Here is a 25,268-nt window from a genome sequence, read left to right as displayed (position 1 = left end):
TCGCTCCTTCACTCCCCGTACACCCAACTCCCCCTGGAATGTGGGTTTCCGCGAGCACGCTGCCCGCGTGAGACGCATCCTGGGAATCGTCCTGGCCGTCCTGCTCCTCGGCGGCGTGGCCGCCGTCCTCGTGACGGGCGGCGACAAGGACACGGGCACGGCAACGAAGACCGTGCGAGGAGTCATCGGATCGGAGAAGGCCGAGTTCTTCGCCGATCCGCAGGTGGTGAAGGCCCTGGCCGCCAAGGGCTTCACCGTGGGCGCCGAGACCTCCGGGTCCTGGGACATGGAGGAACTGCCCCTCGACGGCTACGACTTCGCCTTCCCGTCCTCCAAGGGACCGGCCGACGAACTGCGCGCGAAGGCGCGGAAGCAGGCGAAGGACAAGGCGGCGGGCGCCCCGCTGCGGCCCTTCTACTCGCCCCTCGTCGTCGTCGCGCACAGCGCCGCCGCCCGGGTCCTCGCCGACAACGGCCTGGCGACCCTCGGCCCGCGCGGCACGAGCGGCACCCTGAAGATGGACGCCTACCTCGCGGCGGCCCGCGCCGACCGGACCTGGCAGCAGCTCAAGGGCTCCGCCGGGCACGCCGAACTGAGCGGCACCCTCTTCATCACCTCCACCGACCCGGTCGCCTCCAACTCCGGTGCCCTCTACCTCGCCGCCGCGAGTTACGTCGCCGACGGCGGGCGGGTCGCGGGCGACAAGGCGGCCGTCACCCGCACGGCCCCGCTCCTGCGCAAGCTCGTCCAGGTGCAGGGCGCCCAGCAGTCCGGCTCGGACGCGCCCTTCCGGGACTTCGTCAGCGGCGTCGGCAACCCGCTCGTCCTCGTGTACGAGTCGCAGGTCGCCGCCCAGCTGCTCGCCGGGAGGCCCATGGGCGACCTCGTCGTCCTCTACCCGGACACCACGGTCAACAGCGACCACACCCTCGTACCGCTCACCGAGAACGGCCGAAAGCTCGGCGAACTCCTCTCCACCGACCCCGAGCTGCGCAAGCTCGCGGTCCGCCACGGCTTCCGCCCGCAGGGCGCGGCGAGGGAGTTCACCGCCGCGACCGACGGCCACACCCAGTACCTCAACCAGACGCTGACCGGAGTCCGCCAGGCGCCCGTGCCCACCAGCGAGGTGCTGCACGAGATGGCGCTGCGGGCCCGCGACCAGGGGGACACCGCATGACCACGCCCGACGATCCGAGAAGAACGATGGCCCTGACACCGCCCGAGCACGACGCTCCGCTCGTCCTCACCCCGCCCGAGCCCGTGCCCGCCGTCCGCGCCGAGCAGGCCTCCGGCCTGGTGCCGCTGGACGAGTCGGTCCGTACGGAGATGGCCCGCCGGGCCGAGGAGTACGTCGGCTCGCTGTCCGGGCTCGACCCGCGCTCCCCCGAGTTCGCCGGCCGGATCGGCGAGATCGCGGCGCTCGGCGCGGGTGAGATACGCTCCGCCGCGCAGCAGTCGAACCGGATGCTGGACCGCACGATCCGCTCCCTCGGCGAGGGCGCGGGCGGCGGCGACGCGCAGACCCGGGTCGGCTCCTCCCTCGTCGAGCTGCGGCGCACGGTCGAGGACCTGGACCCCCGTGACACCCCCGGCAAGGGCCTCAAGGGGCTGCTCGCGAAGCTCCCGGGCGGCAACAGGCTGCGCGATCACGTCGCCAGGTACGCCTCCTCTCAGGCCACGCTGAACCGGATCGTCGCTTCGCTGCGCGGCGGCCAGGACGAACTGCGCCGCGACAACGCCGCGTTGCAGACCGAGCGGGCCCGGCTGTGGGAGACCATGGGCAAGCTCCAGGAGTACGCGGTGCTCACCGGTGCGCTCGACGCGGCCGTGGAGGAGCGCATCGCCCTCACCGCGGACCCGGCCCAGGCGGACGCGCTGCGCGCCGACGTCCTCTTCCCGGTCCGGCAGAAGCACCAGGACCTCCTGACCCAACTGGCCGTCTGCGCCCAGGGATACCTGGCGATGGACGTGGTCCGCCGGAACAACGACGAGCTGATCAAGGGCGTGGACCGGGCGGCGACGACGACCCTGTCGGCGCTGCGGATCGCGGTCATGCTCGCCTCGGCACTGGAGAACCAGCGGAAGGTCACCGAGCAGGTGAACGTGCTGCGTTCGACGACCGAGGACCTGATCCGGGGCAACGCCGAGATGCTGGCCGGCCAGGCCGGTGAGATCCAGCGGATCGCGGCGGACCCGGCGGTGGGTGCCGAGACGCTCCGCACGGCCTTCCAGCAGATCTACCGGACGCTCGACGCCATCGACACGTACAAGGTGCGGGCGACGGAGTCGATGGCGGCGACGGTCGAGTCGCTCACGGCCGAACTCCGGGAGGCGAGCGCCCACCTGGACCGCAGCCGCCGCACCGGCGCCCTCGAAGGCGGTCTCGGATGAACCGCGGCACCACCCACCACGGCACCCCCCTCAGCCCCGCCGCTCCCGGGACGGCCCGTCGCGTCACCGCCCGGCTGCGCCGCACGGCCGCCGGCACCGTCGCCCGCCTCGCGGGCGGCCGGAGCGGCTCCCGCGACACGACCGCCGCACCCACGGGCCGCGACACGACCCCTGCCCCCACGGCCCGTGGCACGGCCGCCGTCCTCGCGCTCGCGCTCCTCGCCACCGCCTGCTCCGGCGGGAACGGTGGGAACGGCGGGAACGGCGGCGACCGCCCCGACGAGCACGGCACGGAGTACAAGGCCGGCACCCTCCGGGTCCTCGCCTCCTCCGAACTGGCCGACATGGGCCCGATCCTCGACGAGGCCGCCAAGGCGACCGGCGTCACCGTCCGCCCCACCTACGTCGGCACCCTGGACGCCGTCGAGCGCATCGCGTCCGGCGAGGCGGACAAGGGCTACGACGCGGTGTGGCTCTCCTCCAACGATTACCTGCGGCTGCGCCCGGACACGGCGAAGAGGATCACCGACGAGACCCCTATCATGACCTCGCCGGTGGCGCTCGGGGTGCGGGCCGCCACCGTCGCCCGGCTCGGCTGGAACCCGGCGAAGGTGACCTGGTCGCAGCTGCACCGGGCCGTCGCCGACGGGAAGCTGACGTACGGCATGACGGACCCGAAGCGCTCCAACTCCGGTTTCTCCGCGCTCGTCTCGGTCGCCTCCGGGCTCTCCGGCGCCCAGTCCGCGCTGACCGAGCAGGACGTCGCCCGGGCCACCCCGCGCCTGAAGGAGTTCTTCACGGGCCAGAAGCTGACCTCGGGCTCCTCCGGCTGGCTGGCCACGGCCTACGCCCGCCGCACCGACGTCGACGCGCTGGTGAACTACGAGTCCGTGCTGCTGTCCGCGCCCGAGAAGCTGACCGTGATCCGGCCGTCTGACGGTGTCGTGACCGCCGACTACCCGTTCACCCTGCTCACCTCCGCCCGCCCCGAGGCGAAGGAGGCGGCGGACCGGCTCACCACGTACCTGCGCACCCCGGACGCCCAGGGACGGATCACCGGGACGACCCTGCGCCGCCCGGTGGTCGCCGGGGTCCGCCCGGCCTCGGCGCTCGCCCGGGACCAGCGCCGCGAGCTGCCCTTCCCGGGCAGCCGGGCGGTCGCCGACGGTCTGCTCGACGCGTACGACAACACCCTGCGCCGTCCCTCCCGCACGGTCTACGTGCTCGACACCTCGGGCTCCATGGACGGGGAGCGGCTCGACCGGCTGAAGTCCGCGCTCGCCGAGCTGACCGGTGACTTCCGGGACCGGGAGGAGGTGACCCTGATGCCCTTCGGCTCCTCGGTGAAGCAGAGCGAGGTCCGTACGCACACGGTCGACCCGGCCTCGCCGAAGGCGGCGCTCGACGCGATCCGCGCCGACTCCCGGCGGCTCTCGGCCTCCGGCGGCACGGCCGTCTACTCCAGCCTCCAGGAGGCGTACCGCTTCCTGGGCAGGGCGCCGTCCGACAGCTTCACCTCGGTCGTCCTGATGACGGACGGGGAGAACACCGACGGCGACCCGGCGTCGGCCTTCGACGCCTTCTACGGCTCCCTGCCGGCCGAGCAGCGGCGCACGCCGGTCTTCCCGATCCTCTTCGGGGACTCCGACCGCGGCGAGCTCGACCACATCGCGGGCCTGACCGGCGGGAAGCTCTTCGACGCGACCCGGGGTTCGCTCGACGGCGCCTTCGAGGAGATCCGTGGGTACCAGTAGCCGCCTGCTCGGGTACGTCGAGTCCCGCAAGAACCTCGCCGGCAGCGCCTGCGGTCTGGCCGGTGTCGGGATCACCCTCACCGGCGCGGCGGGCGGACTCTGGCCGCTGGTGATCGCGGGGCTGTACGCGGCGGGGGCCCTGATCGCCCCGCCCGAGCGCCCCGACACCCCGCACTTCCCGGACGCGGACGAGCAACTCGACGCCCTGCGCGCCGACTTCGCGACCCTGCGCGCCTACCTGGCCGAGGTGGAGCTGCCGCCCGCCGCGCACGGCCGCCTCACCGAGCTGGACACCCTGGTCGAGGCGCTGCTCGAACCGGGGTGGGTGAGCGACCCGGAGCACCTGCACGTCCTCGCCCGCGCGGTGCGGCAGGACGTCCCGGAGGCCGTCGACACCTTCGTACGGACGCGGTGGTGGTCGCGGGTCGCGCCGGGCGCGGAGCCGCCCGAGCGTCATCTCGAACGCCAGCTGTCGGTGCTGCGCGAGGAGATGTCCGGCATCGCCACCGCGCTCCGGCAGGCGGAGGCGATCCGCCAGGAGATCCACACCCGGTACCTGGAGGAGCGCGGCCAGTGATCAGTCATGTTCCGCGCATGACGTTCTCCGAGCGCCTCACGTCCCGCCGCACGGCTGCGCGTTCGACCGGATCAGGCTGCCCACGTCCGAGTTCCCGGCGACCGGCGACCGCGCCGTCGCGACCGTCGAGGCCTCCCGGCCGATCCCCCGGGGCCCGGTACGCGGACATGCGCCGGCCCCCGGAGCCTGAGGGGGCTCCGGGGGCCGGTTGCGTCGTGATGGACCGTCGTGACCCCACTGGTCAGGGCGGTGTTTCGGGGCAGCCCACCACGAGTTTCGGAGGGACTAGCCGAGGCGCTCCACGAGGGCGCGGTACTCGTCCCACAGCTCCTTCGGCGTGTGGTCGCCGAAGGTGTTCAGGTGGTCGGGGACGAGGGCGGCCTCTTCGCGCCACACGTCACGGTCGACCTTGAGGAGGAACTCCAGGTCCTCGGCCGGCAGGTCCAGGCCCTCGGTGTCGAGGGACTCGGCGGTCGGCAGGATGCCGATCGGGGTCTCGACGCCCTCGGCCTTGCCGTCGAGGCGCTCGACGATCCACTTCAGGACGCGGCTGTTCTCGCCGAAGCCGGGCCAGACGAACTTGCCCGCGTCGTTCTTGCGGAACCAGTTCACGTAGTAGATCTTCGGCAGCTTCGACGCGTCGGCGTCCTTGCCCACCTTGATCCAGTGCGCCATGTAGTCGCCCATGTTGTAGCCGCAGAACGGCAGCATGGCGAAGGGGTCGCGGCGCAGCTCGCCGACCTTGCCCTCGGCGGCGGCGGTCTTCTCGGAGGCGACGTTCGCGCCGAGGAAGACGCCGTGGTTCCAGTCGAAGGACTCGGTGACCAGCGGGACGGCGGAGGCGCGGCGGCCGCCGAAGAGGATCGCCGAGATCGGGACGCCCTTGGGGTCCTCCCACTCGGGGGCGATCGTCGGGCACTGGCCGGCCGGGACGGTGAAGCGGGCGTTCGGGTGGGCGGCCGGGGTCTCCGACTCCGGCGTCCAGTCGTTGCCCTTCCAGTCCGTGAGGTGCGCGGGCGCCGTCTCGGTCATGCCCTCCCACCACACGTCGCCGTCGTCGGTGAGCGCGACGTTCGTGAAGACGGAGTTGCCCCACAGGGTCTTCATGGCGTTGGCGTTGGTGTGCTCGCCGGTGCCGGGCGCGACGCCGAAGAAGCCGGCCTCGGGGTTGATCGCGTAGAGGCGGCCGTCCTCGCCGAAGCGCATCCAGGCGATGTCGTCGCCGATGGTCTCGACCGTCCAGCCGGAGATCGTGGGCTCCAGCATCGCGAGGTTGGTCTTGCCGCAGGCCGACGGGAAGGCGGCGGCGACGTACTTGGCCTCGCCCTGCGGCGGGGTCAGCTTGAGGATGAGCATGTGCTCGGCGAGCCAGCCCTCGTCACGCGCCATGACGGAGGCGATACGGAGCGCGTAGCACTTCTTGCCGAGCAGGGCGTTGCCGCCGTAGCCCGAGCCGTACGACCAGATCTCGCGGGTCTCGGGGAAGTGCGAGATGTACTTGGTGGTGTTGCAGGGCCACGGCACGTCCTCCTGGCCCTCCTCCAGGGGGGCGCCGAGGGTGTGGACGGCCTTCACGAAGAAGCCGTCGGTGCCGAGCTCGTCGAGGACGGCCTGTCCCATGCGGGTCATGGTGCGCATGGAGACGGCGACGTACGCGGAGTCGGTGATCTCGACGCCGATGGCGGAGAGCGGGGAGCCGACCGGGCCCATGCAGAAGGGCACGACGTACATGGTGCGGCCGCGCATGGAGCCGCGGAAGATGCCCTTCTCACCCGCGAAGATGTCCTTCATCTCCGCCGGGGCCTTCCAGTGGTTGGTCGGGCCCGCGTCCTCCTCCTTCTCGGAGCAGATGAAGGTCCGGTCCTCGACGCGCGCGACGTCGGACGGGTCGGAGGCGGCGTAGTACGAGTTCGGGCGCTTGACCGGGTCGAGCTTCTTGAAGGTCCCCTTGGCGACGAGCTCCTCGCACAGGCGCTCGTACTCCGCCTCGGATCCGTCGCACCAGACGATGTTGTCCGGCTGGGTGATCTCGGCTATCTCGTTCACCCAGGAGACGAGCTCCTGGTGCTGGGTGGGGACGTCGGTGGGAGCCGCGTTGTCGCGCGCCACGATTGCTCCTTGAAGAGGGGTTTTTTATATGTATGCCCCGTGGGGGCCGCGACCCGGATGCTTCGTAGCTGCTCATCCGGTGCCGACCGCACTCATTTGATCATCCGATGGATACGCCCATATGTCCAGGGGGGTGCACACGTGAGCATCGCCACTCATATCCGATACCTACGGGTGCGTAGCTAGGATTCGGTCTCATGACTTCAGCCACGTCGGAAGTGCCCCCGATCGAGCGCGCCCTGCCGCTCCCGCCGAAGCCCCGGCTCAGAGGATGGCTGCACGCGGGCATGTTCCCCGCCGTGATCGTCGCGGGCCTCGCCCTCGTCGCCCTCTCCGACTCGCCCCGCGCCCGCATCGCCTGCGGGATCTACGCCCTCACCGCCTGCCTGCTCTTCGGCATCAGCGCGCTGTACCACCGCGGCGACTGGGGCCCGCGCGGCGAGGCCGTGCTCCGGCGCCTCGACCACGCCAACATCTTCCTGATCATCGCGGGCACCTACACCCCGCTCACCCTGCTGCTGCTCCCCGACTCCACGGCGAAGCCGCTCATGTGGGCGGTCTGGGCGGCGGCCGCCGCCGGCATCGCCTTCCGCGTCTTCTGGGTCGGTGCCCCTCGCTGGCTGTACACGCCCTGCTACATCGCGATGGGCTGGGCCGCCGTCTTCTTCCTGCCCGACTTCATGCGCGCGGGCGGCATCGCCGTCCTCGTCCTCGTCATCGTCGGCGGACTGCTCTACAGCGCGGGCGGTGTCATCTACGGCATCAAGCGCCCGAACCCCTCGCCGCGCTGGTTCGGCTTCCACGAGGTCTTCCACTCGCTGACCCTGGCGGCCTTCATCGTCCACTACGTCGGCATCTCGCTGGTGGCGTACCAGCACGCCTGACCGGCCCGTCCGACCGGTCCGCCCGGCCTGGGACAATGAGGGCCATGAGCCTGCGCGAACGCAAGAAGGCGAAGACCCGCGCGGCGATCCGGGAGGCCGCCTACCGGCTTGCCTCGGAGCAGGGCTGGGACGCCGCCACCACCGAGCGCATCGCCGAGGCCGCCGAGGTCTCCCCCTCCACCGTCGTGCGCTACTTCCCGGTCCGGGAGGACATCCTCCTCACCGCCGAGAACGACGAGGAGCTCGAGGCCCGGCTGCGCGCCCGCCCCGCCGGCGAGGAACCCCTCGCCTCGCTCCGGGCGGTCGTCCTCGAAGCCGTCCGCACCGCCCTCGCCGAGGAGCCCGAGGAGACCCGGCTGCGCGCCCGGCTCATGGCGGAGATCCCCGCCGTCCGCGCCCGGTTCACCGAGACCACCGCGGTCACCGGCCGCCGCCTCGCCGGCGCGATCGCCGACCGCACCGGCCGGGACGCGGACGACCTGGAGGTACGGGTCTTCACGGCGGCGGCCCTCGGCGCCCTGCGCGAGGCGACCCTGTACTGGGCCGAGCACGGCAGCACCGACGACCTCGTCGCCCTCCTCGACCGGACGGTCGGCACCCTCAGGAGCGGCCTGACGCCCTCACGGCCGGTCTCCTAGCGCGGCCCGCACGATCCGCGCCGACTCCGGATTGTCGGCGCACTCCCACACCCCGTGCGGGCAGTAGTCGGTGACGGTCTGGTACACGGGCCGGTGCGCCGCGAACCAGTCCAGCATCCCCCGTACGTACGCCGGGTTGTCCCCGTTCCTGAAGAGCCCCCACTCCGGGTACGAGACGGGCTTGCCGTGCGCCGCCGCGAAGCGCACGTGGTGCCCGAGCCCGTACTCCTCGTCCACCTGCTCCTCGAAGGAGAGCCCGGCGGGCTGGTCGTAGGCGTCCATCCCGATGATGTCCACCACGTCGTCGCCCGGGTAGCAGTGCGGCCAGGGGATCGCGTCGAGCCCCCGGCTCGGCGTGAAGTCGAAGCGGAACCGCTGCCCCGGCACCCCCCGCAACACCCCTGCCACCCTCCGCCAGTACGCCTTCCAGGCCGTCGGGTCAGGCCCGCAACGATGGCCGTACGTGGTGCCGTTCATCTCCCAGCCGAGCACCAGGACCGCGTCGCCGAGCCCGTGCTCCACGAGCCGCTCCCCCAGGGTACGGAAGTGCCCGTCGTACGCCCCGTCCGCGCCCTGCCGCAGCCCGGTCCGCACCTCGGCGTCCGAAAGCCCGGCCTCGTTACGGTCGAGCATCGGCACGTTCAGCACGAAGAGGCGCCCCGGCCGCTCGGCCTTCCAGCGCGCCCAGGGCCCGAAGAGCGCCGGGTGCCCCTCGATGTTGGACCAGCGGTCGCCCGGCAGATAGGTGTGGCCGACGGTCAGGGAGTCGCCGCCGAGCCAGGCCTGCACCTGCGCGATCCGCCGCACCCCGGCCTCGTCGGAGCCCGTGAAGAACCCCGACGGGACGCCCGGCAGCGGCTGTTGCCCGGGCACGGTCCCCGTCCCGGTGTGCCGGCCGCCCGGCACGAACCGGTCGGGCAGCAGGAGGAGCACGACAACGGCCGCGAGCAGCACGGTCAGTGCGGCCCGCGGCCAGGTGAACCAGGTGGGGAGGCGGCTCACGTCAGCTCGTCTCAACTCGTCCAGAAGTCCCACCAGCGGGTCGCGATCAGCATCCCGATGATCCCGATGTGCAAGGCCGGCAGGGCGAAGGCGAACTCGCCGAGGAAGGTCCGCAGCCCCGCCGGGGCGGGCAGCAGGCGCTCCCGGACGTTGTGCGCGGTGACGTACCAGAACATGGTGAGGGTGGCGGCCCAGGCGAGGCAGCACCACAGGCAGAGCGCGTTGATCTCGTACAGCGACTGGTACATCAGCCAGGTGCAGAAGCCGACCCCGAAGAGCATCCCGGCGTTGAGGCCGAGCCAGAACCAGCCCCGGTAGCGGGCCCCGGCGAGCAGCCCGGCACCGACGGCGACGACGACGGCGTACGTGACGAGCCCGAGCATCGGGTTCGGGAAGCCGAACACCGCCGCCTGCTCGCTCTTCATGATGTTGCCGCAGGACACGACCGGGTTCAGGCTGCACCCGGGCTGGAAGCCGGGGTCCTCCAGGAGCAGGAACTTGTCGATCGTGATCACCCAGCCGGCGAGCACGCCCGCGGCCCCGGTGACGACCAGCAGCCAGGCCAGGGCCCGGCTCGCGCCGACCGGTCCGCCGGTCTCCCGCGCGGTCTCGTCCCGCCGCTGGCCCGGCACCCCGTCCCGTACGTCCACCGTCGTCATGACGCGGCTCCTCCCGCTCAGCCCTGGATGCGGCGGACCGGCACCAGGACGTGGGCGCAGTCGGCGAGCATCTCCTCGTCCGAGACGAAGGCCCGCAGCCGCTCCTCGTCGACGGGCTGTCCGGGCACGCCCTCGGACCAGGGACGCACGGAGCAGAGGAAGTAGACCTTGCCCTGGGCGTGGGCGGCCGCCTCCCACTCCTCCGGCACCGGGCACTGGACCTTCAGGAAGGGCAGGGTGAGTACGGCGGAACCGCCCTCGACGAGCAGCGTGGCGTTGATCCCGGCGTCCTTCTCCAGATCGAAGAGCCGGTCGCCGACCGAGAGGTTCATCGACTCCAGGGCCGCGCGCATCGCCTGCTGACCGCCCTCCGGGCCGTCCCGGCCGTCACCGAGCGAATACGCCATCAGGAACGGCGTGCCCGCCGAGTCGGCGGAGGGCTCGCTGGCCCACGGAATCACCGTGAGAGTTCCCAGCGGAGAGGCGCTGCGCGCCGAGGAAACGACGTGGGAAGTGGTCATGAAACCGGATGCTAATGCTCCAACCACCCTTTCCCCGCGCCACTTTCACCCGAACGGCCGACATTCACACCGCTGGCATTTCCGCCGCAACGAACCCGGGTTTTCATCGTTGTGCCCTGAGGGCATAAGCCGACCACCAGGAGATCACTGATGATCGTCCCGCGCCGCGTCGCACTGCGGTCCCTGTTCGCCCTTGCCGTCACCGCCCTCACGGGCGGTGCGCTCGGCCGTATCGCGAGCCGACCGGAATCGGAGGGCACGCGCGATCCGCACGCCTTCGACGAGATGTACCGGGGCCGTCGCCTCCTGGGCTTCTCCGGCCCCGGCGGCGAGCCGACGGCCCTCGTCGACGGCCGGCCCCTGCACCTGATGCGCTGCGCCGACGGCGGCTACGTCACCCCGATCGACCACTACGAGTCCTGCCCGACGCCCCTGGCGGCCACCCGCGCGGCCGTGGACGAACTGGGCACCGCCCGGCTCTCCCCCCTCGCGGGCGTCCACGGCGTCCCCACCGACCCGACGGGAGGGAGCCCGCGTGGTGTACACGCGTAAGAACCAGCGCGACCTGACCGGCGCCGAGCGCCGCAAGTTCGTCGCCGCCGTCCTGGAGCTCAAGCGCACCGGTGCGTACGACCGCTTCGTCCGCACCCACATCGACTACTACACGGCCGACGGGGAGGGCCGGCTCCGGACCGCCCACATGACGCCGAGCTTCCTGCCCTGGCACCGCAAGTTCCTGCTGGAGTTCGAGACGGCCCTGCGCCGGATCGACCCGACGGTCTCCGTCCCGTACTGGGACTGGACCCGGGACAACTCCCCGGCCTCCTCGATCTGGCGCGAGGACTTCATGGGCGGCAACGGGCGCCGGGCCGACCTCCAGGTGATGACGGGCCCGTTCGCGCACTCCGCCGGGCGGTGGACGATCACCCAGTCGATGACCGACACCCGCTATCTGACCAGGGACTTCGGCCGCCCCCGCGACCCGGTCACGCTCCCCACCGCCGCCCAGCTCGACGAGGTGATGCGCGAGCGGGTGTACGACGCCGCGCCCTGGAACTCGACGAGCGCCACCGGCTTCCGCAACGCCCTGGAGGGCTGGGCGCCCGGCCGGGGCAACGACCGGTTCCGGATCCACAACCGGGTGCACCGCTGGGTGGGCGGCCTGATGCTCGGCGGCGGCTCCGTGAACGACCCGGTCTTCTGGCTGCACCACTCCTTCGTCGACCTGGTCTGGTCGCGCTGGCAGCAGCGGAACCCCGGCGCCGCCTATCTGCCGGCGGAGCCGCCGCCCCTGGGCGACGCGCAGTACCGCAAGGTCGTCGCCCGGCACGAGCCGATGGCGCCCTGGGGCGTGACCCCGGTGTCGATGTTCGACCACAGCCGGATCTACCGGTACGCGTGAGCCCGCACACGGACGTCCCCCCGGCCGCCGCGGCCGGGGGGACGTCCGTGTGAAGCGGAGGGGATCAGCCGCCGTAGCCGCCGTCACCGTTGTCGTGGCCGCCGTTGCCGTCGACGTTGATGCAGGTGTTGCCGAACGCCGGGTTCAGCAGACCGATGACGTTGACGGTGTTGCCGCAGAGGTTGATCGGGACGTGGACCGGGACCTGGACGGCGTTGCCGGAGGCGACACCGGGCGAGTGGGCGGCGACGGCCCCGGCGTCGGCGTTGGCGACGGCCAGGCCGGCTCCGCTGAGGGCAACGGCACCCGTGCCGGCGAGAACAGCGGCAGCCTTCGCGATGCGAGACATCAAGAACTCCTTGGGCTGGAAAGCGACCGCAGGAATCACGGCCGTCACTTCCGTTCAACGCCGATCACCGCTGCGGGTCACGGCCATTGAGCCGAACGGGAAGAAGGAAAACCGAAGAGATGGCCCGCGACCCGAATGCCGTCCGCCGCCGGATACGACGGAACGCCTTCGGCCCGCGGGCCGCGGCCATGCGACAAGCCTTCTCTTGCAACGACCGACAGCCCTTGGGGTGGCGGGGAAGAATCGTGTCTTCACCCGCCCGGTCAACGGTCGTACGAATGAACGGGGACGCGAACGTCTCAGCCCGCGTCCGGCGCCAGCCCCAGCTGCGGGTCGAGGGCTCCGCTGAGCACCGGGGTGAGGAGCCCGATCTGGGGCTTCGCCAGGCCCGGCAGTCCGGCGAGCCCGTTGCCGCGCGGGGCCTCCACCGGGTTGCCGACGACGGCGCCCGGGGTGGCCGCCTTCATCTCCGAGTGCGGACTGCTGAACAGGGCGCGGCCGGGCTCGCTGCCCTTGAGGAGCTCGGGCAGCGGGGCGGCGACGACGGTCTCCGGCAGGGTGCCGGTCAGCGGGACGCTGGGCAGGGCGACGTCCGGCAGCGAGCCGATGCCCTTCTGGAAACCGGTGGGCGCGCCGGGCATCGGGACGGGAACGCCGGTCGCCACGGTCGGCGCGTCCATCGGCAGGACCGGCTCCAGGCCCTGGAGCGGAACGATCACCGGGGCCTCGACGGCGGCGGCGGGAGAGGCCAGGGCGGCGGAGGCGAACGCGGTCATGAGAAGTCCCATGCCGGCGTGAGAACGCAGAGTCATGTGAGGAGAACGAGCCCCTTGGCCGAAACGTCGCGGGACTAACCCATGTGCAGCAACGCGCAGGGCCCTCACCGGTGAAGGCGAGGGCCCGGGTTGACGCGGTGCCGGCGTACGGGGACGGGGTCAGTGCCGGCGGGCGAGCCGTCCACCGCGGAGGTAGACGACGCCACCGCCGATGACCAGTGCGGCGCTGATCGCGGCCGCACCCATGAGCGCGGGGTCCATACCGGTCCCGGGCAGCTCCCCACAACCGTGATGCGGCCCTTCCCCGGGCGCGGGCTGCTCACACGTGGGGTGGTCGGTGGGGTGGTCGGTCGGGTGACCCGTGGGGTGATCGGTCGGGTGTCCCGTCGGGTGCCCGGTGGGGTGGCCCGTCGGGTGCCCGGTGGGGTGGCCCGTCGGATGCCCGGTGGGGTGGCCGGTCGGGTGACCCGTGGGGTGGCCGGTCGGGTGACCCGTCGGGTGGCCGGTCGGATGCCCGGTGGGGTGACCCGTGGGGTGACCCGTGGGGTGACCCGTCGGGTGCCCGGTGGGGTGACCCGTGGGGTGGCCGGTCGGGTGACCCGTGGGATGACCCGTCGGATGCCCCGTGGGGTGACCCGTGGGGTGGCCGGTCGGGTGCCCGGTCGGGTGACCCGTGGGGTGATCGGTCGGGTGTCCCGTCGGGTGCCCGGTGGGGTGGCCCGTCGGGTGCCCGGTGGGGTGGCCCGTCGGATGCCCGGTGGGGTGGCCGGTCGGGTGACCCGTGGGGTGGCCGGTCGGGTGACCCGTCGGGTGGCCGGTCGGATGCCCGGTGGGGTGACCCGTGGGGTGCCCCGTGGGGTGACCCGTCGGGTGCCCGGTGGGGTGACCCGTCGGGTGCCCGGTCGGGTGCCCCGTCGGGCCCGGCCCCTCGCCGTAGCCGCCGGGCCCCTCGCCGTAGCCGCCCGGCTCCTCGCCGTAGCCGTCGGGTTCCTCCGCGTGGGCGCAGAGGTCTCCGACGGCTGCCCCGACGATCCCGCCGAGCTCCATGGTGCCGCAGACGTCCGCCGGCAGGGTGGCCCGGACATGGCCGGGCGTGCCGGAGCCGGGCCTGTCGCCCGTACCGGGGTGGGAGTTCGCGGCCAGGGCGAAGCCCCCGCTCAGCGACAGGATGCCGGTCGCTGCCGCCGCGGTGAGTACTTTCCTGCTGATGATGGACCGCATACCGCTCTTCCTCTGGAGAAAGGGAGAGACCGGCGAGGATCCCCCCTCGCTCCGACCGGCCTGATCCGCACCGACGTTCACGTGGGATCGGCCAGAGGGTATGGGTCGGCGCCCGGCGCACAGCCGGGGCCACACGGCAGCTGATCAGAAAATCATTCGATCAGCCGACCGTGGGGAACAGCGGCCCGGAGGCCCGCCGTAAGTGCCCGTGGGGCAGGTGTCACTGAGGTGACGTCAGCCGCCGAGGGGAAGGCCGCCGAGCAGCGAGGCGCCCTTGGTGGCGGTGTTCAGCTGGTCCGCGGCCTTCGTCACGGTCTGGACCGGGGAGCCGTCCGTGGTGCTGCTCAGCATGTCGCTCTTGAGCCCGTTGGCGGCGATCGCTTCGAGGCCGCCGTTCAGGCTGGTGGGGGTCAGCGCCTCCGTGGCCATGGCGGGCGCGGCGGCGCCCAGGGCCATCAGCGAACCGGCGAAGACCGCGGCAACCTTGGTGGGCTTCATGGAGTGAATCCTTCCTCTGTGCTTTCAAGTCACGTTCTGTACAGGGCTCTTGGCCGAATCCTGTACATCGTTCTGCTTCTGTAACGAGGAGTGAGCGCGCCGGAAACTCCGGGAGGAAGGATTTCTCGGTACTGCACCCGATCGATGCGGGCCGGTGCTATTTGCCGATCGCACACGCCCGTACCGGCCCGGCGGAGGCCGGGCCGGTACGGGGGTGCGGGTGCTACCGGACGGGCAGCGGGGGCTTGGCCGGCAGCTCGGGCACCGCGGCAGGCGGCTTGGCCGGCAGCTCGGGTGCGGTGGCCGGGAGCGCCGGGAGCGTGAGCGGTCCGCCGCCGAGCACGGCGCCGACGGCCAGGTTGACCAGCGAGGTCAGCGTGGAGGTGACCTGCGGTACGACGCCGCCGACACCGCCGACTCCGGAGGTGACGGTGGCGAGCAGGGCGGCGACCGCCTTCTCGACGCTCGCGAGGGCGTCGGACACGACGTCCGTCGGGAGCTCGGGCGCCAGGAGCGTGGCCGGGAGATCGGGGGCGGCGGGGGTGTCCGGGAGGGGCACGTGCACGGCCCGGTCGACCGCGGGGGACGGGTGGTGTTCGTCGGCGAAGGCGGGTCCCGCCGTGCCGAGGGTGAGGGCGGCGGATATCGCCAGGGCGGTGAGGTGGCGCGTGGCCAGGGGACGCATATGTGTTCCTTTTCCTTATGCGTCGGACAACTGCCCTCTCACGGTGCCTGCGGTTATAGCCCTCCGCAACCGCAGAACTACGCAGCGCCACGTCTCCGTTCGGGTGAATCCGCCTCCGGACCCTGCCCCCGGAGAGGCGTACGCCGTTGCATCGGACGGCGCACAAGAGTGCGTCCGAACGAGTACCGGACCAGCGCCGGCAAGGAAAAAGCCGGTGCGCCCACCCAGGCGGGGGGGGGCGCACCGGCTTCGGAAGGACCGATCAGGCGTGCGAGATCAGGCGTTCACGCAGGCGTTGCCGAAGGCCGGGTTCAGCGCGCCGATGACGCTGACGGTGTTGCCGCAGACGTTGATCGGAACGTGGATCGGGACCTGGACGACGTTGCCCGAGATGACACCGGGGGACTTCACGGCCGCGGCCTCGGCGCCGGAGTCGGCGGCGGCGACACCGGCGGCACCGGCGACGGTGGCGGCGGCGGTGGCGGTCAGGGCAACGGCCTTGGCGATACGGGACATGGGGAGGTGCTCCTCGATCGAATTCATCCAACTCGGACTGCGCGGACTGTTCGGCCCGGCTCCTTCAACAACGCCCCGGCTTTTCATCGGTTGCTCTCCCGAACGGGTGACGTTCAACCGATCTTTGGGCCATAAGAGGGCCATTGGAGGGACTGGGCGTGGAATGGCGCAACACGCTCAACGAGGAACCGGGCGCCCGGATACGGGAGTTAGCGTTTCCGGGCATCTAATGCTTACTATCGCCCCGCATCGGGGTTATAACGTTCCCGAACGTTGCTTCCGGGCCCGCCGCGCGTTCACCCATTTCGTGCGGACGACACCTTCCTCTCCACCGGCCTGCTCGGGTCTTCCCTCCCTTCTCTCATCAAAGCGGAGAACCTGTATGCGGAATTCAGCGGTTCTTGCTGTGCGTCGCAGCGTGTTGTGCGCCTTGTCGTGCGCGGCCCTGACCGCCGCGCTGCCCGGCGCCTCCGCAGCCGCGCCCCGGCCACGGGAGGCGGCCCGCGTCCCGTTCACCGCCCGCCACCAGGCCGTACAGCACGGTGGGATCGTGCGCGCCGCCAACACCTCGGCGAAGGGTGCGAAGGGCACCGAGTCGGTCAACGACGGCGCCTCGATCAGGTACGTCGACGTGGACGACGACCCCAACACGTACAACTCCAGCCGCGCCGAGCTCGCGGTGCCGGCGGGCGCCCGGGTCACCTGGGCCCGGCTCTACTGGGGCGGGAACCTGCGGGTGGGCGAGCAGAAGCCGCCGAAGGACAACGGCCGCGTCCTGATCGCCGAGCCCGGGGGGCGGTACAAGGCGCTGCTCGCCGACTCCGTGATCGGCCACCGCACGGCCGACGGCGCCGACGCCTTCCAGGCCTCCGCCGACGTCACGCAGCTGGTCCGCCGGTCGCATCCGGGGCAGTGGACCGTCGCGCAGGTCAATGTGGCGATGGGCCGCTCCAAGGTGGGCGGCTGGGGCGGCTGGACGCTCGTCGCCGCGTACGAGAAGGCCTCGGAACCGCTGCGCAGGATCAGTGTCTGGGACGGTTTCGAAACGGTCGGTCCGCGCGCCGGCGAGCTGCGTGTCCCGGTCGACGGAAACCGTTTTCCCAAGGGTGTCTCGGGGCGTCTCGGGCTGATCGCCTATGACGGTGACCGCGGGACTTCCGGGGATTACCTGTCAGTGGAAACGAGCCGTTCGAAGAGCACCCGTCTCTCCGATTCCGCCAATTCCGCGGACGACGTGCTGAACTCCACCGTCACCGAATTCGGCACCGGTCGTACCGTACGCCGACCGGATCGTACGAACACCCTCGGATACGACTCCGACGTGTTCGACCTGCGGGGAGCGCTGCGCTCCGGGGGCGACCGGGTCCACGTCCGGGTCGGCAGCCGGAAGGACACCGTCTGGCTCGGCGCGGTCTTCCTCCAGGCGGACGTCCGGCGCTGACGTGCTGTCACCACTCGACACGGACCCCGGATCCGTCACCGTCCTGCACGCGGTCCAGCCCGGCGACGGCGGGGTCGCCCGTGTCGTCGTCGACCTGGCCCGCGCCCAGCGCGCCGCCGGCCTGCGGGTCGCGGTCGCCTGCCCGCCCGGCACCTGGCTCTCCGCCTCCGTCCGCGCCGAGGGCGCCGAGACCCACGACTGGCGGGCCGGCCGCGACCCCGGGCCCGCCGTCCTGCGCGAGACGCGGGAGCTGGCCCGGCTGGTCCGCGCGGTCCGGCCCGGGCTCGTCCACGCGCACAGCGCCAAGGCCGGCCTGTGCGCCCGACTCGCCGTACGGGGACGCGTTCCGACGGTGTACCAGCCGCACGCCTGGTCCTTCGAGGCGGTCGAGGGGAGGACCGCCGCGGTCGCCCGGTGCTGGGAGCGGTTCGGCGCCCGGTGGACGGACCGCGTCCTCTGCGTGAGCGAGGCCGAGCGGCGCACCGGGGAGGCGGCCGGGGTCGTGGCGGACTGGTCGGTCGTCCACAACGGCGTGGACACGGCCCGGTTCGCCACCGACGGGCCGCCCCGCAACGCGGCGCCCACGGTCGTCTGCGTGGGCCGGCTCTGCCGGCAGAAGGGGCAGGACGTCCTGCTCGCCGCCTGGCCCGCCGTCCTCGCGGAGGTGCCCGCGGCCCGGCTCGTCCTGGTCGGCGACGGCCCGGACGCGGAGGCGCTGCGGGCCGCGGCCGGCCCGTCGGTGCGGTTCACGGGGGCCGTCGAGGACCCCGTGCCCTGGTACCGGGCCGCCGACGTGGTCGTCCTGCCGTCCCGCTGGGAGGGCATGGCCCTCGCGCCCCTGGAGGCCATGGCCGCCGGCCGGCCGGTCGTCGTCAGCGACGTGGACGGCGCGCGCGAGAGCCTGCCGCCCGCCCATGAACCCCAGTGCCTGGTCCCGCCCGGGGACCCGGCAGCGCTCGCCACCGCTCTGGGCCGCCTCCTCGGCAGGCCGGAGCTGCGGCACCGCCTGGGCCGCGAGGCCCACGAGCACGTACTCAGCAGATTCGATGTCCGGCGCACCGGCGCGGCCGTCGCGGACGTCTACCGCGCGCTGGCCGGAGTGCGGGGGGCCGAGCACAGAGAGCCGATTGCGCAGTGACCACGGAAAGCACCAGCGTTCCCTCCTCGCCGGGCCCCTGGCCCACGGCGGGCCAGGCCTTCGGCCGCGCCCCCCTCGTGCCGCGCCGTGGCACGGCCGGCCTGCTCGCGCTGCCGCGCCACCGGCGCGAGCGGCGGCGGTCCGGCGTGGCGGCGCTCGTGGCGGTCGACGCCCTGGCCGTCCTCGCCGCCGCGTCGGTGCTGGGCGCGGCGCACCACGACGCCCGGCTCGTGCTGCCGGTCGTGGTGGTCGTCCTCGTCCTCGACGGACACGCGGGGCTCTACCGGCCGGCCGCGCACGCCCGGGCCCTCGACGAACTGCCCGCGCTGGGCTCCCGCGCCGGATTCGCCTGGTGCCTGGCGGCGGCCGCGGTCGCCGCGTACTCGCCCGCCCTGGCGATCGGGCCGCTGCGGCTCTGCGCCGCCTACGGCACGCACGTCGCCCTGGTGTGCCTGGTCCGCGCCGTGCTGCTCGGGCGGCGGCGCCGGATCGCGCGGGAGCATCCGCGGTCGGCGCTCGTCATCGGCGGGACGGGGGCCGCGCGCCGGTTCGCGGCGGCGGCCGCCCAGCACCCCGAGTACGGGGTGCGGCCGGTCGGGATCGTGGGCGTGCCGGAGCAGGGCGGTGCTTCCCGGGCGACCGGGGAGGCCGGGCTCCCGGTGCTCACCACGACCGAGGAGATCCACCGGGCGGTCATCCAGAACACCGTGCGCGACGCCGTGTTCCTCGACGACGACCCGGGCCTGGTGACGCTCTTCCAGCAGTACGGCTGCGCCACCTGGCGGGTCGGCGGCCGGCACCAGGGCGGGCCGATGGGCGCGCACATGTGGGGATACGCCTGGCACCGGATCGTCCCGCTGCGCGAGCGGCGCGGGCGGGCCGCGAAGCGGGCCCTCGACATCGTGCTGGCCGCCCCCGCGCTCGCGGTCGCGCTGCCGGTGCTGCTGCTGTGCGCGCTGGCGGTGCGGCTCTCGGACGGTCCCGGGGTGCTCTTCCGGCAGGAGCGGGTGGGCCAGCACGGGCGCCGCTTCACGCTGCTCAAGTTCCGTACGCTGCGCCCCTCCGACGACACCGAGTCGGCGACCCGCTGGAACGTGGCGGGCGACCGGCGGATGAGCGCGGCCGGGAGCTTCCTGCGGAAGACCTCCCTGGACGAGCTGCCGCAGCTGTGGAACGTGCTGCGCGGGGACATGAGCCTGGTCGGGCCGCGGCCCGAACGCCCGTACTTCGTCGCCCAGTTCAGCAAGATCCACGCGGGGTACGCGGCCCGCCACCGGATGCCGGTGGGGCTCACGGGGCTGGCACAGGTGCACGGGCTGCGCGGCGACACCTCGATCGAGGACCGCTGCCGCTTCGACAACCACTACATCGACCACTGGTCGCTCTGGCAGGACGTCTGCATCCTGCTGCGCACGGCGGCCGGGCTCGTCCGACCCACGGGGAGCTGAGGATGGCCACGGCCGTGACGGTGCCCGGCTCGGGTGCCGAGGTGCGGGACCTGCTCCGCCGGGCCGTGGCGCTGTCCCCGGTCCTCGCCGTGATCGCGCTGCTGCTCGTCCCGGGCGGCGGCGGCGCGCAGGGCGGCACCGGAGGCACGGGGACGGTCGCGGACGCGGCCTCCGGGCTCCTCGTCCTGATCTGTCTGGTGCGGGTGCTGCGCGGCGGGGCCCGGCCGCTGACCCGGGCGGCGGCCGTCGTCCTCGGCCTGCCGGTGCTGGGGATCTGCCTGGCCGCGATCACCTCGAACGATCCGGCGGCGAGCCTGCCGGGCGTCGCCCGTTACCTGCAGGTCTTCGTCCTCGTCCCGGCGGCCGTGCTCCTGACGATCCGCGACCGGCGGGACTTCGCCGTGATCGCCTGGGGCCTGGTCGCGTTCGCGCTGCTCCAGGGCGCGGTCGGCGTCGCCCAGTACCTGACGGGCACGGGCGCCTCGTACCAGGGCGAGGACGTCCGGGCCGTCGGCACCTTCGGGGCGACCGACGTGATGGGCATGGCGACGGTCGTGGCGTACGGGCTGGTCGTCGTCACCGGGATCGCGCTCGGCAGCGGTCCCGGCCGCGTCCGCACGGTCGCGACGGTCTGCGCGGCTCTCCTCTTCGTCCCGCTGGTGCTGTCGTTCAGCCGGGGCGCGTGGATCGCGACCGTGCTCACCTGCGCGATCCAGCTGCTGCTCGCCGGGGTCCGGCGGGCGGTGCGGGTGGCGCTCGCGGCGGCCGCGCTCGGGGTGGTCCTGGTCGGCGGCCTCGGGATCGGTTCGGAGATGGTGGAGGAGCGGGTCACCAGCATCACGCAGGTGACGGCCGCGCCGGACCAGTCGGTGACGGACCGGTACACGATGTGGGCGGCGGCGGGGCGGATGTGGCGCGCGGAGCCGGTCACGGGCGTCGGCCTCAAGGGCTTCCCCCGGTACCGCGACTCGAACGCCTCCCTCGCGCTCTCCTCCGGCAGCGACACGGCCGGCGCGGGCGCCGCCTTCGCGCGCCAGCCGCTGCTCTCCCCGCACAACATGTACCTCCTGGTGCTGAGCGAGCAGGGCCTGGTGGGTCTCCTCGCCCTGGCCGGGAGCTGGGTGGCGCTGCTCGTCGGCGCGCTGCGGCGGCAGCGGCTCGGCGCGGACTGCGCGCTCGTCGCGACGGGCCTGCTCGTCTGGCAGCTCGTCGACTTCTTCTACGCGGACATCGGCGGCCCCTCGACGGTCCTGATGTCGGTCGTGTTCGGCCTGGCGGCCTGGTGGTCGCTGGCGGAGGTGAGGCGTGCGTGACCCGTGGGCCGGGGAACCGGAGCCCACGGACGCGCCGTGGGCCGACGGGCCGCGCCCCTCACCCCGGCCGCCCTGCGGCACCCCGCTGACCGACCCCTGGCAGGCCTCGCCTCCGGGCCCCACGGACTCCCCGTGGGCCCCGGAGGCCGTCGTGCTGCCGGGGACGGGCGCTCCGGGGGCGGCGAGTGCTCCCGGGGACCCGGGAGCCCCGATGACCACCGGTGCGCCGCGTGCCACTGGCACGCCGGGAACCCCGGCCGCCGGCCCGGCCGCCTCCGCCGGGCTGCTCGGCGGGGCCCGGCGCGTGACGCGCCGGGCCGGCGGGGCGGCCCCCTCGCCGGTGGCGGCCCCGGGGCGGGCCGTACGGACCGCGGTGTCCGCGCGGGTGCCGGCCGGTCCTCACGGTCGGCGCCGGGCGCACGCCCGCGTGCGGGCGACCCGCACCGGCGCGTCCGGGGGCGGCGGGTTCCTGGCGAAGGCGGCGGCCGTGACGGCGGGGCTGACCGCGGCCGGGGCGGTCCTCGGGCTCGTGCGGGACCAGATCATGGCCGGGTACTTCGGGGCCGGGGCCGGGACCGACGCGTTCCTGGTGGCGTGGACAGTGCCCGAGTTCGCCTCGACGCTGCTCATCGAGGACGCGATGGCGCTGATCCTGGTGCCCGCCTTCTCCCGCGCCCTGGCCCGCCGTTCGGCCGGCCCGCCCGGTGACCCGGTGCGCGAGCTGGTGCGCGGGACGCTCCCCCGGATCGTCCTCGGCCTCGGCCTCGCCGCCGCCGTCCTGATCGTCGCGGCCCCGCTGCTCGTGGCCGCGCTCGCGCCGGGGCTGCCCGACCCGGGGCTCGCCGTCGACTGCACGCGGCTCACCGGGACCTGCGTGCTGTCCTTCGCCCTGGTGGGGTACTGCTCGGCGGCGCTGCGGGCGCACGGCCGGTTCCTGCCGCCGGCGGCGATCTACGTGGCGTACAACACGGGGATCATCGGCACGATCCTGGTGCTGCGCGAGCCGTGGGGGGTGCGGTCCGCCGCCGCGGGGGTCGCCGTCGGCGGGGTCCTGATGGTCCTCGTACAGGCCCCCTCGCTCCTGCGCGCGCTGCGGGCCCCCGGGCGGACCCCTCGGCCGGAGGGGCCGCCCGCCCCCGCCGGCGAGGGACGCGTCCTGGTCCTCGGGCTGATCGCGCCCGTCGTCGCGTTCTCGCTGTGCCGCCAGTCCCAGACCCTGATCGAGCGGTTCCTCGCCTCGCCGCTGCCCGCCGGCGCCATCTCGCACCTGAACTACGCGCAGAAGGTCGCGCAGATGCCGATGATCCTCTCCCTGATGCTGTGCACGGTCAGCTTCCCGGTGGTCGCCCGCGCGCTCGCCGCCGGCGACCCGGAGGCGGCCCGCCGCCGGGTCGAGCGGGATCTGCTGCTCGCCGCGGTCGTCGTGCTCGTCGGCTCCTCGACGGTCATCGCCGCCGCCCCCCGGATCGTGGAACTGCTCTTCGAACGGGGCGAGTTCACCGCCGCCGACACCACCGCCACCGCCGCCGTCATGCGGGTGTACGCGCTCGGTCTGCTGGGCCAGACCATGGTCGGCGCCCTCGTCCGCTGCTACTTCTCCGCCGCCCGCCCGCTCTGGTATCCGGCCGCCGCCATGGCCGCCGGGCTCGCCACGACCGCCGCCGCCGGCGTCCCCGGCGCCCACTACTGGGGCGCGGTCGGCATCGCCGCCGCCAACGCCCTCGGCATCACCCTCAGCGCCGTCCTGCTGCTGCGGGGCGCGCACCGCCAGGCCGTCCCGGTCCGCGTCGACCGGCTCGGGGAGGGACTGCTCCGGCTCGCCACCGCGAGCGCGTGGGCCACCGGCGCCGGCTGGCTCTGCCAGCTCGCGATCGACTCCGCCGTCCTCGCCGTCGCCGTCGCCGGCCTGGTCGTCGCCGGCGTCTTCCTGCTCTTCATCGCCTGCGCCGCCAAGGCGCCCGAGATCCCGCCCCTGCCCCGCTCCGCCTTCCGGAGGACCCCCCATGCCCGCCGCCACCGCGCCGCGCCGTCCGCTGCCGAAGCCGCCCCTGTGGAAGCCGCCCCTGTGGGTCGCGATGTACCACTCGATCACGGACGCCGCTGACGATCCGTACCGGGTGACCGTCTCCCCCGTGCGCTTCGCCCGGCAGCTGCACTGGCTCGGCGACCGGGGACTGCGCGGGGTCTCGGTGCGGGAGCTGCTCGCCGCCACCGCCGAGGGGCGCGCCAAGGGGCTCGTGGGCCTGACCTTCGACGACGGGTACGCGGACTTCCTCGACTCGGCGCTGCCGCTGCTGCGCCGGCACGGGTTCACGGCGACGGTGTACGTCCTGCCGGGCCGCCTCGGCGGCGAGAACGGCTGGGACTCGGACGGGCCGCGCAAACCGCTGCTCGACGAGGACGGGATCCGGCGGATCGCCGACGCCGGCATGGAGATCGGCTCGCACGGCCTGCGGCACGTCCCGCTGACCGAGGCCGACGACATGACGCTCGCGGCCGAGACCCGGCACAGCCGTGAGCTCCTGGAGGAGATGACCGGCCGGCCGGTGGAGGGCTTCTGCTATCCGTACGGGCGGGTCGACCCGCGCGCGATCCACGCCGTGCGCAAGGCCGGCTACCGCTACGGCTGCGCGATCGACCCGGGCCCGCACACCGGCACGTACGCCCTGCCCCGCGTCCACATCGGCGAGAACGACACCCCCTGGCGGCTCGCCGCCAAGCGCGTCCTGCACCCGCTGCGCCGCCGCCACCCCGCCGACCTGCTCACCGCCCCGTACGGCCCGGCCCCGGTCGGTGCGCCGTGAAGGTCCTGCACGTCATCACCGGGCTCGGCATCGGCGGCGCCGAGCAGCAGCTCCGGCTGCTGCTCCGGCACCTCCCGGTGGACGGCGGGGTGGTCACGCTCACCAATCCGGGCGCGGTCGCCGCGGGCATCGAGGCCGACGGCACGCCCGTCACCCACCTCGGCATGGCCGGGAACCGGGACCTCGGGGCGCTGCCCCGGCTGGCCCGGATCGTCCGGCAGGGCCGCTACGACCTCGTCCACACACACCTCTACCGGGCGTGCGTGTACGGCAGGGCGGCTGCCCGGCTCGCCGGGGTGCGCCGGGTCATCGCCACCGAGCACTCGCTCGGCGAGACCCAGATCGAGGGCCGGCCGCTCTCCGCGGGCACCCGCGCGCTCTATCTGGCGTCCGAGCGGCTCGGCACCTCCACGGTCGCCGTCTCGCCCAGCGTCGCCCGCCGGCTCGCGGACTGGGGCGTGCCGCCGGACCGCATCCGGGTGGTGCCGAACGGCATCGAGACCGACCGGTTCGCCTTCGACGCGCGCGCCCGGCGCCTCGTCCGGGGCGTGCTCGGCATCCCCCGGGACGCGTACGTCGTCGGCGGCGTCGGGCGGCTCACGCCCGGGAAGCGGTTCGACCGGTTGGTCCGGGCGGTGGCCTCGGTGCCGGAGGCCCGGCTGCTCCTCGTCGGCGAGGGCGAGCACCGCGAGGAGCTGCTGCGGATCGCCCGGGAGTGCGGGGCCGCCGGCCGGGTCCTCCTCTTCGGGGCCTGCGAGGACCCGCCGGGCGCCGCCCCGCTCGGGCCCTCCCTGCCCGAACTCCTCTCCGCCATGGACGTGTTCGTGTCCACCTCCCCCGACGAGGCCTTCGGGCTCGCGATCGTCGAGGCGCTCGCCGCGGGCCTTCCCGTGCTGTACGCGGCCTGCCCGGCGATCGACGACCTGCCCCCGGACGAGGCGCCGGGCGCGCGCCGGATCGGCGAGTCCGTGCCCGAGCTGATCTCCGCGCTGCGCGGCATCCAAGGCGCCCGGCTCGCCCGGCTCCCGCTGCCGGCGGCCGCCCGCCGCTACGACATCGCGCACAGCGCACGGCAGTTGATGTCCCTCTACGACCAGGCCGTCCACGGCACCCCCTCCCCCGCGAAGTGAGAGAACCCGTCC

At 73.5% G+C, this 25,268-nt stretch carries 25 protein-coding genes; 15 read left to right on the top strand and 10 right to left on the bottom strand.

Annotated features, from left to right (window positions below; all coding sequences use genetic code 11):
- Nucleotides 1–40: 40 nt before the first annotated feature.
- From ABZ318_RS14695 to ABZ318_RS14680, 4 genes are read left to right on the top strand one after another with little or no spacing between them, the layout of a single operon-like run.
- Nucleotides 41–1,177 (top strand): hypothetical protein, encoded by a 1,137-nt coding sequence (locus tag ABZ318_RS14695; RefSeq protein WP_356902827.1) that lies wholly within the window; start codon nt 41–43, stop codon nt 1,175–1,177.
- A complete protein-coding gene (locus ABZ318_RS14690; protein WP_356902826.1) occupies nt 1,174–2,391 on the top strand; it encodes a toxic anion resistance protein in 1,218 nt (405 codons plus the stop codon). The genes ABZ318_RS14695 and ABZ318_RS14690 overlap by 4 nt, the downstream gene beginning before the upstream one ends.
- Nucleotides 2,388–4,145: a VWA domain-containing protein gene (locus ABZ318_RS14685; RefSeq protein ID WP_356902825.1), complete on the top strand. Its 1,758-nt coding sequence runs from the start codon at nt 2,388–2,390 to the stop codon at nt 4,143–4,145. The genes ABZ318_RS14690 and ABZ318_RS14685 overlap by 4 nt, the downstream gene beginning before the upstream one ends.
- Nucleotides 4,132–4,722 (top strand): hypothetical protein, encoded by a 591-nt coding sequence (locus tag ABZ318_RS14680; protein WP_356902824.1) that lies wholly within the window; start codon nt 4,132–4,134, stop codon nt 4,720–4,722. The genes ABZ318_RS14685 and ABZ318_RS14680 overlap by 14 nt, the downstream gene beginning before the upstream one ends.
- Nucleotides 4,723–5,007: 285 nt before the next feature.
- On the opposite strand, the gene ABZ318_RS14675 is transcribed toward ABZ318_RS14680, so the two are convergent.
- Nucleotides 5,008–6,831: a phosphoenolpyruvate carboxykinase (GTP) gene (locus ABZ318_RS14675; protein ID WP_356902823.1), complete on the bottom strand. Its 1,824-nt coding sequence runs from the start codon at nt 6,829–6,831 to the stop codon at nt 5,008–5,010.
- Between the two features lie 197 nt (nt 6,832–7,028).
- On the opposite strand from ABZ318_RS14675, the gene ABZ318_RS14670 reads away from it, so the two are divergent.
- Both ABZ318_RS14670 and ABZ318_RS14665 read left to right on the top strand, forming a co-directional pair.
- The gene (locus ABZ318_RS14670) at nt 7,029–7,715 is read left to right on the top strand and encodes a hemolysin III family protein (protein WP_356902822.1); all 687 of its coding nucleotides are present in this window, start codon (nt 7,029–7,031) and stop codon (nt 7,713–7,715) included.
- A 44-nt stretch (nt 7,716–7,759) separates the two neighbouring features.
- A complete protein-coding gene (locus tag ABZ318_RS14665) occupies nt 7,760–8,353 on the top strand; it encodes a TetR family transcriptional regulator (RefSeq protein ID WP_356902821.1) in 594 nt (197 codons plus the stop codon).
- Here the strand turns inward: ABZ318_RS14665 and ABZ318_RS14660 are convergent.
- The 3 genes from ABZ318_RS14660 to ABZ318_RS14650 are packed head-to-tail and all read right to left on the bottom strand — an operon-like array spanning nt 8,336 to nt 10,535.
- Nucleotides 8,336–9,355 (bottom strand): hypothetical protein, encoded by a 1,020-nt coding sequence (locus tag ABZ318_RS14660; protein WP_356902820.1) that lies wholly within the window; start codon nt 9,353–9,355, stop codon nt 8,336–8,338. The genes ABZ318_RS14665 and ABZ318_RS14660 overlap by 18 nt on opposite strands.
- An 11-nt stretch (nt 9,356–9,366) precedes the next feature.
- Nucleotides 9,367–10,014, bottom strand: a complete 648-nt coding sequence (locus ABZ318_RS14655) for a vitamin K epoxide reductase family protein (RefSeq protein WP_356902819.1) — start codon at nt 10,012–10,014, stop codon at nt 9,367–9,369.
- A gap of 17 nt (nt 10,015–10,031) precedes the next feature.
- The gene (locus ABZ318_RS14650) at nt 10,032–10,535 is read right to left on the bottom strand and encodes a DUF5949 family protein (protein ID WP_356902818.1); all 504 of its coding nucleotides are present in this window, start codon (nt 10,533–10,535) and stop codon (nt 10,032–10,034) included.
- Between the two features lie 150 nt (nt 10,536–10,685).
- Between ABZ318_RS14650 and ABZ318_RS14645 the strand changes: the two genes are divergently transcribed.
- Both ABZ318_RS14645 and ABZ318_RS14640 read left to right on the top strand, forming a co-directional pair.
- A complete protein-coding gene (locus tag ABZ318_RS14645; protein ID WP_356902817.1) occupies nt 10,686–11,087 on the top strand; it encodes a tyrosinase family oxidase copper chaperone in 402 nt (133 codons plus the stop codon).
- Nucleotides 11,071–11,937: a tyrosinase family protein gene (locus tag ABZ318_RS14640; RefSeq protein WP_356902816.1), complete on the top strand. Its 867-nt coding sequence runs from the start codon at nt 11,071–11,073 to the stop codon at nt 11,935–11,937. The genes ABZ318_RS14645 and ABZ318_RS14640 overlap by 17 nt, the downstream gene beginning before the upstream one ends.
- A gap of 64 nt (nt 11,938–12,001) precedes the next feature.
- On the opposite strand, the gene ABZ318_RS14635 is transcribed toward ABZ318_RS14640, so the two are convergent.
- The 6 genes from ABZ318_RS14635 to ABZ318_RS14610 all read right to left on the bottom strand — a co-directional run bounded on the left by ABZ318_RS14635 (nt 12,002) and on the right by ABZ318_RS14610 (nt 15,982).
- The gene (locus tag ABZ318_RS14635; RefSeq protein WP_356902815.1) at nt 12,002–12,286 is read right to left on the bottom strand and encodes a chaplin; all 285 of its coding nucleotides are present in this window, start codon (nt 12,284–12,286) and stop codon (nt 12,002–12,004) included.
- Between the two features lie 299 nt (nt 12,287–12,585).
- Entirely contained in the window at nt 12,586–13,098 is a 513-nt protein-coding gene (locus tag ABZ318_RS14630; RefSeq protein WP_356902814.1) for a hypothetical protein, read from the bottom strand.
- Between the two features lie 123 nt (nt 13,099–13,221).
- On the bottom strand, nt 13,222–14,283 hold the full coding sequence (locus tag ABZ318_RS14625; protein WP_356902813.1) for a hypothetical protein: 1,062 nt from the start codon (nt 14,281–14,283) through the stop codon (nt 13,222–13,224).
- A gap of 234 nt (nt 14,284–14,517) precedes the next feature.
- The gene (locus ABZ318_RS14620; protein WP_356902812.1) at nt 14,518–14,781 is read right to left on the bottom strand and encodes a hypothetical protein; all 264 of its coding nucleotides are present in this window, start codon (nt 14,779–14,781) and stop codon (nt 14,518–14,520) included.
- 223 nt (nt 14,782–15,004) lie between these two features.
- Complete coding sequence (locus tag ABZ318_RS14615; RefSeq protein WP_356902811.1) at nt 15,005–15,466, bottom strand: hypothetical protein; 462 nt, start codon at nt 15,464–15,466, stop codon at nt 15,005–15,007.
- A gap of 276 nt (nt 15,467–15,742) precedes the next feature.
- On the bottom strand, nt 15,743–15,982 hold the full coding sequence (locus ABZ318_RS14610) for a chaplin (protein WP_356902810.1): 240 nt from the start codon (nt 15,980–15,982) through the stop codon (nt 15,743–15,745).
- Nucleotides 15,983–16,364: 382 nt separating this feature from the next.
- On the opposite strand from ABZ318_RS14610, the gene ABZ318_RS14605 reads away from it, so the two are divergent.
- The 7 genes from ABZ318_RS14605 to ABZ318_RS14575 all read left to right on the top strand — a co-directional run bounded on the left by ABZ318_RS14605 (nt 16,365) and on the right by ABZ318_RS14575 (nt 25,256).
- The gene (locus tag ABZ318_RS14605) at nt 16,365–17,423 is read left to right on the top strand and encodes a DUF3344 domain-containing protein (protein ID WP_356902809.1); all 1,059 of its coding nucleotides are present in this window, start codon (nt 16,365–16,367) and stop codon (nt 17,421–17,423) included.
- Nucleotide 17,424: 1 nt separating this feature from the next.
- A complete protein-coding gene (locus ABZ318_RS14600) occupies nt 17,425–18,561 on the top strand; it encodes a glycosyltransferase family 4 protein (protein ID WP_356902808.1) in 1,137 nt (378 codons plus the stop codon).
- Nucleotides 18,558–20,009: a sugar transferase gene (locus ABZ318_RS14595; protein WP_356902807.1), complete on the top strand. Its 1,452-nt coding sequence runs from the start codon at nt 18,558–18,560 to the stop codon at nt 20,007–20,009. Before ABZ318_RS14600 ends, ABZ318_RS14595 begins: the two co-directional genes overlap by 4 nt.
- Before the next feature lie 2 nt (nt 20,010–20,011).
- On the top strand, nt 20,012–21,322 hold the full coding sequence (locus ABZ318_RS14590) for an O-antigen ligase family protein (protein WP_356902806.1): 1,311 nt from the start codon (nt 20,012–20,014) through the stop codon (nt 21,320–21,322).
- A gap of 211 nt (nt 21,323–21,533) precedes the next feature.
- Nucleotides 21,534–23,426, top strand: a complete 1,893-nt coding sequence (locus ABZ318_RS14585; protein ID WP_356902836.1) for a lipid II flippase MurJ — start codon at nt 21,534–21,536, stop codon at nt 23,424–23,426.
- Complete coding sequence (locus tag ABZ318_RS14580; protein ID WP_356902805.1) at nt 23,326–24,126, top strand: polysaccharide deacetylase family protein; 801 nt, start codon at nt 23,326–23,328, stop codon at nt 24,124–24,126. The genes ABZ318_RS14585 and ABZ318_RS14580 overlap by 101 nt, the downstream gene beginning before the upstream one ends.
- The gene (locus tag ABZ318_RS14575) at nt 24,123–25,256 is read left to right on the top strand and encodes a glycosyltransferase (protein WP_356902804.1); all 1,134 of its coding nucleotides are present in this window, start codon (nt 24,123–24,125) and stop codon (nt 25,254–25,256) included. The genes ABZ318_RS14580 and ABZ318_RS14575 overlap by 4 nt, the downstream gene beginning before the upstream one ends.
- Nucleotides 25,257–25,268: the final 12 nt, after the last annotated feature.

Source organism: Streptomyces sp. NPDC006197 (genome assembly GCF_040613865.1).
Classification (GTDB): Bacteria; Actinomycetota; Actinomycetes; order Streptomycetales; family Streptomycetaceae; genus Streptomyces.
This window is presented reverse-complemented; position numbering and strand designations above follow the sequence as displayed.